Origin of the sequence: Flammeovirga pectinis (assembly GCF_003970675.1) — a bacterium.
GTDB classification, from domain to species: domain Bacteria; phylum Bacteroidota; class Bacteroidia; order Cytophagales; family Flammeovirgaceae; genus Flammeovirga; species Flammeovirga pectinis.
This window is the reverse complement of record NZ_CP034562.1, coordinates 3,626,991-3,639,793: the sequence shown is the minus strand read 5'-3', so window position 1 is coordinate 3,639,793 and position 12,803 is coordinate 3,626,991. Positions and strand designations below refer to the sequence as shown.

Annotated in this window: 9 protein-coding genes; 5 read left to right on the top strand and 4 right to left on the bottom strand. The window is 32.3% G+C overall.

The window, feature by feature from the left end:
• Nucleotides 1-101 precede the first annotated feature (101 nt).
• The 5 genes from EI427_RS14650 (at nucleotide 102) to tyrS (ending at nucleotide 7,449) form a co-directional block, all read left to right on the top strand.
• Nucleotides 102-1,871 carry an ABC transporter ATP-binding protein gene (locus EI427_RS14650; RefSeq protein ID WP_126615934.1) on the top strand — a complete coding sequence of 590 codons (1,770 nt, stop codon included), beginning with the start codon at nucleotides 102-104 and terminating at the stop codon, nucleotides 1,869-1,871.
• Nucleotides 1,872-1,957: 86 nt separating this feature from the next.
• The gene (locus tag EI427_RS14645; protein ID WP_240655380.1) at nucleotides 1,958-2,143 is read left to right on the top strand and encodes a Sec-independent protein translocase subunit TatA/TatB; all 186 of its coding nucleotides are present in this window, start codon (nucleotides 1,958-1,960) and stop codon (nucleotides 2,141-2,143) included.
• A 167-nt stretch (nucleotides 2,144-2,310) separates the two neighbouring features.
• Nucleotides 2,311-3,741: an Asp-tRNA(Asn)/Glu-tRNA(Gln) amidotransferase subunit GatA gene (gatA, locus tag EI427_RS14640; protein ID WP_126615928.1), complete on the top strand. Its 1,431-nt coding sequence runs from the start codon at nucleotides 2,311-2,313 to the stop codon at nucleotides 3,739-3,741.
• A 206-nt stretch (nucleotides 3,742-3,947) separates the two neighbouring features.
• Complete coding sequence (locus EI427_RS14635; RefSeq protein ID WP_126615925.1) at nucleotides 3,948-6,080, top strand: LysM peptidoglycan-binding domain-containing protein; 2,133 nt, start codon at nucleotides 3,948-3,950, stop codon at nucleotides 6,078-6,080.
• A 67-nt stretch (nucleotides 6,081-6,147) separates the two neighbouring features.
• Nucleotides 6,148-7,449: a tyrosine--tRNA ligase gene (tyrS, locus tag EI427_RS14630; protein ID WP_126615922.1), complete on the top strand. Its 1,302-nt coding sequence runs from the start codon at nucleotides 6,148-6,150 to the stop codon at nucleotides 7,447-7,449.
• Between the two features lie 77 nt (nucleotides 7,450-7,526).
• Here the strand turns inward: tyrS and EI427_RS14625 are convergent, their stop codons facing one another.
• The 4 genes from EI427_RS14625 to cysN all read right to left on the bottom strand — a co-directional run bounded on the left by EI427_RS14625 (nucleotide 7,527) and on the right by cysN (nucleotide 12,789).
• The gene (locus tag EI427_RS14625) at nucleotides 7,527-8,351 is read right to left on the bottom strand and encodes a hypothetical protein (protein WP_126615920.1); all 825 of its coding nucleotides are present in this window, start codon (nucleotides 8,349-8,351) and stop codon (nucleotides 7,527-7,529) included.
• Nucleotides 8,352-8,580: 229 nt separating this feature from the next.
• Nucleotides 8,581-10,329, bottom strand: coding sequence for a hypothetical protein (locus EI427_RS14620; protein ID WP_126615917.1), 1,749 nt, complete (start codon nucleotides 10,327-10,329; stop codon nucleotides 8,581-8,583).
• Nucleotides 10,330-10,475: 146 nt separating this feature from the next.
• On the bottom strand, nucleotides 10,476-11,258 hold the full coding sequence (locus EI427_RS14615; RefSeq protein ID WP_126615915.1) for a hypothetical protein: 783 nt from the start codon (nucleotides 11,256-11,258) through the stop codon (nucleotides 10,476-10,478).
• 280 nt (nucleotides 11,259-11,538) lie between these two features.
• The gene (cysN, locus tag EI427_RS14610; protein ID WP_126615912.1) at nucleotides 11,539-12,789 is read right to left on the bottom strand and encodes a sulfate adenylyltransferase subunit CysN; all 1,251 of its coding nucleotides are present in this window, start codon (nucleotides 12,787-12,789) and stop codon (nucleotides 11,539-11,541) included.
• Between the last annotated feature and the right edge of the window lie 14 nt (nucleotides 12,790-12,803).

The window sequence follows — 12,803 nt, the reverse complement described above, 5'->3', positions numbered from 1 at the left end:
TATACGATTTATTGATGCGAAGTCTAAAAAATTCAAACAATAACTGCATTTTTGTAGATCAATTCAATATATGATACTCCGTACATATAACTCATTATTCAGTGAACAAAGAAAATAATAACGGGCAAATATTCGATAGTCAGGTCTTATCAAGAATGGCATCTTTTTTAAAGCCTCACATCAAATATTTTATATTACTTGTCTCTTTGACAATTGGCCTTGGTGTTTTAGCTCCTGCTAGACCTTGGCTTATTCAGTATACCATAGATAATTTTATTGTGACAGACGATATGCCTGGTCTAAATAAAATGGTAATCATACTGATTGTAGTACAGTTACTTCAGGCATTAGTACAGTTTTGCCACACTTATTTATCGGGTTGGTTAGGGCAGCATATTGTAAAAGATATGCGTGTACAATTATACGAACATATTTTAAAGCTTAAACTTAAGTTTTATGACAATACACCTATAGGTAGATTAGTTACACGTGCAGTATCTGATATAGAAACCTTATCTGAGGTATTTACTAACGGAGTAGCAGCAATGCTAGGTGATATCCTTCAATTGATATTCATCTTTGCTGTTATGTTATATACAGATTGGAGATTAACATTAATAAGCTTATCAGTTCTGCCAGTACTACTCTTCTCAACTTACGTTTTCAAAGAGAAAATTAAAGTAGCTTTTGGCGATGTTAGAAATGCTGTATCTAACCTCAATACATTTGTACAAGAACATATCACAGGTATGAATGTGGTACAATTATTTAGTGCAGAAAAAAGAGAGCAAAAAGAATTTCAAAAAATTAATAAAGAACATAGAGATGCAAACATTGATACTGTTTTGTATTACTCAATCTATTATCCGGTAGCAGAAGTTATTGCAGCTTCTGGAACAGGATTATTAGTTTGGTGGGGTGCTCATAGTGTTTTAGAAGGTTACGCCACACTAGGTACTTTAATAGCCTTTATTATGTATATAAACCTGTTTTTTCGTCCAATAAGAATGATTGCAGATAGATTTAATACACTACAAATGGGTATTGTATCTTCTGATAGAATAATCAAATTATTAGACGATAAAGATTTTATATCAAATGATGGTACATATGCACCAGAGACTATAGAGGGCAATGTTGAGTTTAAACACGTGTGGTTTGCTTATAAAAATGATGATTATGTACTTAAAGACATATCATTTAAAGTAAAACATGGTGAAACAGTAGCCTTAGTTGGAGCAACAGGAGCAGGGAAGTCATCTATTATTAATTTGATTTCGCGCTTTTATGAGATCAATAAAGGGACAATTACTGTAAATAATATAGATGTAAAGGAATACGACCTTTATAATCTAAGGAAGCATATTGGCGTTGTTTTACAAGATGTGTTCTTGTTTTCTAGTTCAATTAGAGAAAATATTACACTTGGAGATAAATCAATTACAGATAAACAAATCTTAGATGCAGCAGAGTTAGTAGGTGCTAAGTCATTTATAGAAAAATTGCCAGGAGGATTAAGTTATGAGGTAATGGAACGAGGTGCGACACTTTCAGTTGGTCAACGTCAATTATTATCATTTGTTAGGACAATGGTTTACGACCCAAAAATCATTATTCTTGATGAGGCAACTTCATCAGTAGATTCTGAAACAGAAGCATTAATACAAAATGCAATATCTTCTATGATGCAAGGCCGAACTAGTATTGCAATTGCCCATAGATTAGCAACAATACGTAATGCTAACAATATAATTGTTTTAGATAAAGGTGAAATAAAAGAGTCTGGAAGCCATGATGAACTCCTAAAACAAAAAGGTTTTTATGCCAAGCTTTATGAGATGCAATACAAAGAAGTTGAGAACGTTAATTGATATTTGCAAGTTCATGATGTATCTTTGCAGTACAACAAACATTAAAAAATACAGCCATGGAATTGAATTCAATTTTGTTATTCGGCATGCCAGGTGGTTTCGAGTGGATAATCATTGGTTTAGTTGTTCTATTACTTTTCGGTGCTAAACGTATTCCGGAACTAGCTCGTGGTTTAGGAAGTGGAATCAGAGAGTTTAAAGACGCTAAAAGTCAGATTTCAGATGAGCTTGAAAAAGGCATAAAAGATGAAGAGAAGAAGGAAGATAAGTAAAGTATCCTCCTGTATCTTGATAGATTTTTAATGAAATGTATTTTTCGTTAAATATTTCGTAATAAAGCTGAGAAGTTTATCTTTGTCATTCAGATAGGATAAACTTCTCTTTTTTTATAGAGAAAAATCCATTTTTTAATGACCACCTGTCTAATGAAATTACGAATATGACAATGTATAAGGCATTTGAAGAAATAAAAACTGCAATTACTGAGGGTTCTACAAGTTGTGAAGCTCTAGTAAAAGGTTACTTAGCAAGAATTGAAGAGAAAAAGCACTTAAATGTGTGGAATGAGGTGTATACTGAAGAGGCTTTACAAAAAGCTAAAGAGGTAGATGCTAAAATTGCGAAAGGAAATGCAGGAAGATTAGCAGGGATGGTTGTTGGTCTAAAAGATGTAATTGCTTACAAAGACCACGGTTTACAGGCATCAAGTAATATGCTTGATGGATATGTATCTCCTTTTTCTGCAACGGCTACAGATAGATTACTTGCAGAAGATGCAATTATTATTGGTAGACAAAGTTGTGATGAGTTTGCAATGGGATCTTCTAATGAGAATTCAGCTTTTGGTGTAGTTAAAAATAATATTGATGAAACGCGTGTACCAGGTGGGTCTTCTGGGGCATCTGCAGTTGCAGTTTCTGATGATCATTGTTTAGTTTCTTTAGGTTCTGATACGGGTGGATCTGTTAGACAACCCGCTGCGTTTACAGGAACAGTAGGTTTAAAACCAACTTATTCTAGAATTTCGAGATGGGGATTAATTGCTTATGCTTCTTCTTTTGATACAATTGGAGTAATTGCTAACAATGTAACCGATGCATCTTTGGTTTTAGAAATTATTGCTGGTCAGGATGAAAATGACGCAACAGTTTCTCAGAAACCAGTTCCTGCTTATAGTAAAACTGTAGAGAACAAGCCAAAGGAAAAGCTAAAAGTAGCTTACTTTAAAGAGACTGTAGAAAGTGAGCATTTAAATAAAGAGATCAGTAAGAATACATTTGATAAAATTGAAGCTTTACGTGCAGAAGGACATGAAGTAGAAGGTATCGAGTTTCCATTATTAGATTATTTATTGCCTACCTATTATATCTTAACAACAGCAGAAGCGAGTACCAATTTGGAACGTTTTGATGGTGTGAGATATGGTCATAGAACCAAAGAAAATGTAGATTTAGAAGGATTATATAAAAAATCTAGATCAGAAGGTTTTGGTACAGAAGTAAAGCGTAGAATAATGTTAGGTACTTTTGTACTTTCAGCTAGTTATTACGATGCTTATTTTTCTAAGGCACAAAAGGTACGTCGTATGATTAAAGAATCAACAGAAAAAATTCTTTCTGAATATGATTTTATTTTAATGCCTACGACTTCTACTCCATCTTTCGAAATAGGTAAATATGGAGAAAATAATTTATTAGAATTGTATTTAGGAGATTTATATACTGTTCATGCATCTTTGGCGGGGTTACCAGCTATCTCAATTCCAAATGGGGAGGATAAAGATGGGTTAACAATTGGCTTACAAATTATGGCAAATCGTTTTGAAGAAGAAAAAATGTTGTCATTTTCTCAGTATGTATCTCAATTATAGTAGATAGAAATATATATTTTTCTAGAACCTCTCTTTAGTTATAACTAATGAGAGGTTTTTATTTATATGAGTAAAACTAATTGCTTATTAAGATACATTTTGCATTTATAAATTTTATATTTGTCTCCTATAGGAATCGGTATATTTACCTACAGTTTCCATTGTTCCCCATAGCGTTTATCGCATCCTAATTTTTAAATCGAAGTATGCAGTTCAAAAGCATTTATATACAGTTTTTATTTATCTTATTTTTATTGACCACTTCTTTATCCTCTTATGCTCAAGATGAAGAAAATGCGACATTAACTTGGAAGGATAGTTTATATACAGTAGAACTTCCTGAGGGATATTTGATGCCTTCAGATACTTTAGAAATAGTAGAGGCTGCACCTTATGCACCTTGGTTTGAAAACTTCGATGATTTTGATACAACCTCCTCAATTCTGATAGATATTACAGATCAGACTTATGATTATGTTCCTAATGTATCAGATAGTTTGGTTAAAGAGAGGTTGCAAAAAATGCAAAAAGATATACCACTTACCTACCACGAAAGAGTACGTTTATTTATTGACTATTTTACGGTAAGAAGAAGAGATTATACATTATCAATTTTACAACGTAAAGATATTTACTTCCCAATGTTCGAAAGAATTTTTGCGGAAGAAGGTGTGCCTACAGAACTTAAATATTTAGCAATAATTGAGTCAGCTTTAAAGCCTGTGGCATTATCTAGAGTTGGAGCAAAAGGTTTATGGCAATTTATGCCAAGAACAGGTAGAGCATACGGATTAAAACAAAGTTATCAGATAGATGACAGAATGGATCCGGAGAAGGCTACTAGAGCTGCTGCACGTTATTTAAAATTTCTCCATAAATATCATGGCGACTGGGAATTAGCAATAGCAGCCTATAACTGTGGACCTGGAAATATTAGAAAAGCACAAAGGAGATCAGGTAAAAAGCATTTTTGGGATATCTATAAGAAGCTACCAAGAGAAACACGTTCTTACTTACCTCAATATGTAGCAATGGCATATGTTATTACGTATGCAGATGAACACAATTTAATTCAGGATCTACCTAAGTATGAAATTCCTGCAGAAGATATATTTATTAGCCAATCTGTTGATTTAGGAAAGTTAGCAGAGCAGTTAAATGTTTGTAGAGAAGATTTAGTACTCTTAAATCCGTCTTTACGCTTTGGATATGCTCCCAACTATGTTAAAAACTTTAGAATTAAGATTCCAGAGGCTCGTTTTGAATATTATTTAGAGCATCAAGAAGAAATTCTAGCAAATATTAAATATACAGGTAAAGGTGGTAATGTTGGTGACGGTTACTATTATCATTACGTAAGAAGAGGAGAGTCTTTGGGTACAATTGCTAGTAAAAATAGAGTATCACTTTCTAATTTAAGAGCGTGGAATAATGTAAGAGGCAATACAATTTATCCGGGTCAAAAATTAAAAATTTATGGTAATGCCTATAGTCCTGGTCCTAAAACGAGTACAACATCAACCGTAAAGAAAAAGACACCAACAAAGTCTAGCGGAGCAAGTATTTACCATACCGTTAGAAGTGGAGAAACATTAGGTTCTATTGCTAAAAAGTATAGAGTATATGTGGCTGATATTAAAAAGTTGAACAAAATTAGTGGGTCAACAATTTATAAAGGACAAAAGCTTTTAATTAAAGAAGGGAAATATAAAGCACCTGTTACAACTACGCAATCTACTGTTTTAACTTCAACAAAAACTACATCAACTTCTGGCAAATTGATGTATCATACCGTTAGAAGTGGAGAAACGTTAGGAGCTATAGCTGAGAAATACAATACGTCTGCATCAAAGGTTAGGCAATGGAATGGAATTAGTGGATCTACAATATATAAAGGTCAAAAATTAAAAATATACTCTACATCAACTACTGTTTCATCGTCATCAACTAAAACAGTAAAAAAGACTTCTTCTACTTCTAAATATGGTCCATCGGCTAAAACAAGGTATCATACTGTAAAAAAAGGAGAAAGTATTACGGAGATTGCTAAGATGTACAGAGTCTATGTAAAAGATATTAAGAGAGTGAATAAATTGTCTAGTTCAGCAATTAGAACAGGACAGAAATTAACTATTCCTCCATCGCCATCAAGTGTATTAAGCGAAGGAAAAAGTACTTCTACTACCTCTTCTTCTACAAGTTCTTATACTGTAAAAAGTGGTGATACATTATGGAGTATATCTCAAAAGTTAGGAGTAAGTGTATCAGAAATAAAGAAGCTAAATGGCATGAAAAGCAATAATCTTAAGGTTGGACAGAAATTAAAACTAAAATCTTAAGTAACATTAAACGATCATTTGATGATTTACTGTTAAATTGCGCTTTCAAATTAGAAATAATAGAAAAATGGCAGATATAAAAACAAATCTTATTGAAGAGTTGCAGTGGCGTGGTATGCTGCATGATATAATGCCAGGTACAGAAGACCAATTGAACAAAGAGATGACAACGGCTTACGTAGGTTTTGATCCTACTGCTGATTCTCTTCATATTGGTCATATGGTATCTGTAATGTTATTAAGACATTTACAAAAGGCAGGGCACAGACCTTTAGCTATTGTAGGTGGTGCAACAGGTATGATTGGTGACCCTTCTTTTAAAGAAGCTGAAAGACAACTTTTAGATGATGAAGCAATACAAAAAAATATTGCTGGAATGAAAGGTCAGTTAGAAAAATTCTTAGATTTTGATTGTGGGGAGAACTCAGCAGAGATCTTAAATAACTACGATTGGTTCCAAGATTTTAGTTTTATCGACTTCGCTCGTGAAGCAGGTAAACATCTAACTGTAAACTATATGATGGGTAAGGAATCTGTAAAGAAGCGTTTGGCTTCTGGTACAGGTATCTCTTTCACAGAGTTTACTTACCAATTATTACAAGGATGGGATTTCTATCATTTATATAAAACAAAGAACTGTCGTTTACAGTTTGGAGGTTCAGATCAGTGGGGTAATATTGTTACGGGTACAGAATTGATCCGTCGTAAAGCACAAGGAACTGCTTTTGCAGCAACATGTCCTTTAATTACTAAAGCAGATGGAACTAAGTTTGGTAAAACAGAAAGTGGTGCAGTTTGGTTAGATCCAGAGAAAACATCACCTTATGAGTTCTACCAATTCTGGCTAAATGTAGGTGATACTGATGCAGAACGTTATATTAAGATCTTTACTTTCTTGGATAAAGAAGTTATTGATCAATTAATTACAGAACACGCAGAAGCACCTCATGTACGTCTTCTTCAAAAGCGTTTAGCAGAAGAAGTAACAAGAGCTGTACACGGACAAGAAGAATTAGATATTGCTATTGCAGCTTCAAATATCTTATTTGGAAAGAATGTTACAGATCAATTGAAGACTTTAAATGAGCGTACTTTACTTCAAGTATTTGATGGAGTAATGCAGTCTGAAATTACTAAAGCTGATTTAGAAGGAATGGCTGAGATTGCTGATTTATTATCAACAGGAACTCAGAACCAATTATTTGCTTCTAAAGGTGAAGCAAAACGTATGATTAAAGGTGGAGGTATCTCTATTAATAAGGCAAAACTTCAAGGAAGTGAATTGCCTAAAGATATTGAGTTACTTCAAGGTAAATATATTCTAGCTCAAAAAGGAAAGAAGAATTACTGCTTAATTAAAGTAGTTTAGTTTCTTCAATTTTTGAGTAAAAAATTAGCCTCAGTTCTATTTAAGAACTGAGGCTTTTTTGATTGGTATGTGGCATTTTATTTAGCAGCACTAACTACAACTGAAGATTCGTTCAAGTATTCTTCTAAGAAAGGGATACGAGGAGAATCCGTAATTATAGAGGCTTTGTATAATGATAATCGGGCTGCTGATAAATCATTTACTCTATAAGCCGCTACAGCTTTATTGTAATATTGAAGTCCAGCGATATCTTTAATGGTTAAATCTTCTTTTAAGTCTAACCCGTATTTCACGTATAATAAAGAATTATCTAATCTCTTTTGGTAATCTTCTATTTTATTAGCTATTGCGTGCTTACCATTAATATAACCGTAAACATCAGTAGATTCTATTAAAGTAGTCCCTAACTGAGGATCGTTTACCATAATGTAAACATGACTATTAAGTTGCTTGATTTCATATTCATAATCTAATTCTTTAAGAATATGAGCAAATAATAATGTTCCAGTAAGGCAATCGTAAGTACCTTCTTTTAGCAATAAAGAAAATGTACTGCATTCGTTATAATTAACGAGGTATTTTGCTCTTGTCTTAGCAAATAACTTTTTTAGGATTGATTTATTAGAAGTAGCTTTTTTAACTTTCCAGTCGGCTACCCAACCATCTACATCTCCTTTTAATTTTGAGAACTCTTCTCCTGTAATATTTTCTTGAGGTGAAAAGTATAAAAAGAAAGGATTTTTTTCCCATGCCTCTTCTGTGTTATTCAAGGCATAGTATTCTAACATAGAATTTGTATTGTTCTTTGTTATTCTAATTGATTCATTTTGTGCATACATACTCACATTCACCAAAAAGATGAATGATAGAATAAGTGATGATATGACAGTTTTGAATTTCATAGATTAGATAACAATTTCTTTATGTTACTAATATACGTAAAAAAGACTTCTAAAGTTAACATTGAGTTAACATTGAGAATCAATTATGTCATATTTATGTAAAATTGGTGTTTAATTCAATCAAATATTAATTTAGTACTACTTTCTTGTTCACATTGAGGTAACAAAAAAGGAGTTGCTTCACTGAATGAAACAACTCCTTTTTAATAGGTTAACTATTTATATTTTTTTAGAAATCATATAGTCTCTGACCAATATTCCATCTTACAGCTGCACCTAAATAATTTTCACTTTGAGTATATTTAGTATCATCACTTGATAGGTTTCTATACGTACCTCTTAAATCAACAAAGATATTATGGAAAGGAGAATACGTTAGAGTAGCATCAATATAAATAGTACTTACTTTAGTTCCTTGTAATAAAGAGTTATCAAAAGAATCTGGTGAACCTGGAGCAGTATTGTAATCTAAGAAGATATTAGAACCATAATTAGTTACTGTATTACCATTAGCATCTACCTCATTCATTCCTTGCTCTCTCCACATTGCTTTACCTGTAAATGATAATTTAGGTAAGAAATGAGGACGGTATCTTAAAATACCAATAAGCTCGTAGAAGTTAGCACCATTCGGATGGGCAAGTTCTTGATAATAATGGCCTTGGTTGGCATATAGTTGTCCATTTCTTGTAGCACTAACACCTTGTGGATCTTTATGTGCATAAGTATATGGATCTACAACATTAACTTCACCTTGTAAATCTAGATTAGATAGTCCAAAAGCATCAATGTATTTAGCACCAAACTGATAGGCAAACTTATTACCATAGAAACCTTTTCCTAAATTAGCAACACTTAAATCATCAATCATAATTTGGGTATATAGCTGAATTTTACCCCAAATATTATATTTAGCATCAAAACCAATTTGTACATTATCAACATCACCTAAACCATGTTCTAACGATCTGTAGAAAATGATAGGGTTTAAGTAAGCAAGATCAAAATTATTGTTACCCAAAGAATCTGTTCTGCTAAATATAGTTTGCTCGAACAATCCAATATTTAAGTTCTTTGTAATGTTCCAACCTAAATGGTGCATTGTCATAAACTTTTTAGGAAGTGCACGACCAGGGTTTACATTATCAGCAATCATCTGAGCATATAAATTTGTATACTCTAAATGCCAAACTCTAGTGTTAAACTTTAAATAAGTATAATCGTTTGCAAAATCTGATAGAAATAATGATCTATAACCATTACCCATAAAGTTTCTGCCATGTCCAAATTCTGCTCCGATATAGTCTTTTAATAATTGGAAAGTAACATACCCTTGCGCATTAAAATAGTCTGCTTTTCCAGCATCATTTTTATACCATTGTTGGCGAGGGAAGGTACCGTTGTGAGTCTGAGAGTATTGTTGTCCATAAAATGGTAATCTCTCTTGGTTATCACTAGCTTGCATATAAAACCCAACTTTACCAGCAATAGAACCTCTCACTACAACACCACGTTGGTTTACAAAAGGTCTAGAAGAGTTTAAGTTGTCATCTCCTGCACTAAATAGAACAACAGGATTAATATGTACATCGAAATCTTTCTCATGTACATTTACAAGATCTATTTTACTTCTATAAAAATACTTTAAGAAAGGTTTTTTTACATCTGCTATAGCAGTATCAGACATATGTTCCCAGTTGTCTAATGCTAAATAGGATAATTGATATTTGTCTGATTCGGAAAGGGTACCTTGATATGTACTATCAAAATTTTCCACGAATGCTGCAATATCTTTTCTACTGTATGGCTTAATATTAGTATATATATTCCCAAAGTCTTTCTGCTTGATCTCATATCTATCAATTAAATGATAATATTCGGGATCATAGGGTACATTTGAAGATTGTGAATACACAGCATGAATGTTCAAACTTAAGAGTAGAACGAACAGACTTTTGATTAGAGTTGACTTGTTCATCGATAGTTATGCTTATTTACAGCTACTTATAACTGAAAAAAAAATCAGTTAAAAAATTTAGTAGTGTAAAAGTATAGAATAATGTTAATTAATTAACATTTTATCTACGACAAACATCAAATAACTTGCCAAATAAATGTAAGCGATTAATCAGGTGTTTGTTGGGAAGAGGAAGAATGTAATTGATATCCTAAAACTTGGTTTCCAATTAGTTTTCTAACAGAAGTTACGCATCTTAACCCTAAATTTTTTAGCTGTTTTTGTAGCTTTAATGATTTATAATTACGGAATTCTTTAAGAGAATAAAATCCAGTAGGGGTAATGTAAAATTGAGGTGGAATTGTTTTCCAATTTGTAGCAGTAAAATAAACTTCTTCTTTAAAACTCTTACAGTCTAAAAAAGCATAGGCTCTTCTATTAAAGTAATTAAAAATACGTCCCTGATTAAAAGAGTAAATATGCTTTTTATCAATAGATGCTACAACATCTGTAATAGCATTAATTTTTAACTTATTTGGAAAATTATTAGTAATAACATTTTCAAGCATTTGAGAGGTAGCTTTATAGAATGTTAGTTTTATCTTATCAGATGATAATTCAAACTGATCTGGATTATCTTTAGTTAACTGAAATATAAAACGGTATAAATTCCCGTAGAGATGATGTAAACTTCCAATAGTCCAATAATTGTGAGATAAGATAAAATCGGTTTCTTTTGATAATATACTTTGTACTATACTCACATCACCCTTAAAGTCGTGGTATAAACTACGAACGTTGGGAGGAAGTAATTTCTGATCAATATCTATTTTACCAATAAGTAAAGTATTAATATTTCTTTGGAAAGATAAATGCTCTAAAAATAATTTAAAATAAGGGGGTAAGCTCTCGTTAACGGGGATAATTAAAGCAATTTTAGTCGATTTCATAGATGATAGTGTTTAATGAGGTAATGATAGTTTTATGAGATATTATATTATTACTTACGTAAGTTATTGACAATTAGTTTGATACATGAATTATTTTAGGTTCTAAATCAATGTAACTAAACGATGATTATTCAGTTATTTCTATTATAAATTTACTTATTGTTCTTTCAATTTTATAGGGAAAATACACGGAATAGTATAATCTTTTTTAGAATTAAAGTAAAAGGGGTATTCCTGACCTTAATCAGAAATACCCCTTTAGTATTATTTAAAGAAAATATTACTTTTCTCTTCTAATCATACCTGCAGCTACTGTGTTGTGTGTAGCTTCATCAACTAGAATAATTGAACCAGTTACTCTGTTAGACTTGTAAGGGTCTGACATGATTGGTTTTGTTGTTCTAATTTTGACACGAGCTATATCATTCATTGCTAAAGATTTATCACCTTCAATACGGCTTAATGTATTGATGTTTACTTTATACTGAATGTCTTTAATCATACATCTAGCTTCGTTAGTTGTATGCATCAAGATATATTTTGCACGTGGTCTTGGCGGTTGGTCATCCATCCAGCAAAGCATCACATCTAAATCTTGTGTTGCTTGTGGTTTATTGTTAGGACGAACTAACATGTCACCTCTAGAAATGTCTATATCATCTTCCAAAGTAATTGTTACAGACTGTGGAGGATAAGCTTCTTTTAACTCTTTATCGTAAGATAAGATTGATTTTACTTTAGAAGTAAAGCCAGAAGGAAGGGCAACAACATCATCACCTACTCTGAATACACCACTAGAAACACGACCTGCATAACCACGGAAATCATGGTACTCATCTGAGTGAGGGCGGATAATAGTTTGTACTGCAAAACGAGGGTCGATATAGTTGTTGTCACTACTAATATAAATCGTTTCTAAAGTATGTAATAACGTTTCACCTTGGTACCAAGGCATAGCTTTTGATCTATTTACTACGTTATCGCCTTTTAATGCACTAATAGGTACAAAACGAATTTCTTTCAAGTTTAATTTAGCACCAAACTCTTTAAAATCTTCTTGAATTTTATTGAAAATTTCTTCATCATAATCAACAAGGTCCATTTTGTTTACACAAACTACCAAGTGAGGAATTTGAAGAAGAGAAGCAATAAAAGCATGACGGTGAGTCTGCTCTACAAGTCCTTTTCTAGCATCAACAAGAACTAAGGCAAGGTTGGCTGTAGAAGCACCTGTAACCATATTTCTTGTATATTGAATATGACCAGGAGTATCTGCAATAATGAATTTACGTTTTGGTGTAGCAAAATATCTATAAGCTACATCAATTGTAATTCCTTGCTCTCTTTCAGATCTTAAACCATCAGTTAATAAAGATAAGTCTACATGTTCTAGACCTTTTCTTTTTGATGTTGCTGAAACTTGCTCTAATTGGTCTTCAAAAATTGATTTTGAATCATATAATAAACGGCCTATCAATGTACTTTTTCCGTCATCGACACTACCTGCTGTTGTAAATCTTAGTATTTCCACTTTGTTGCTACTTT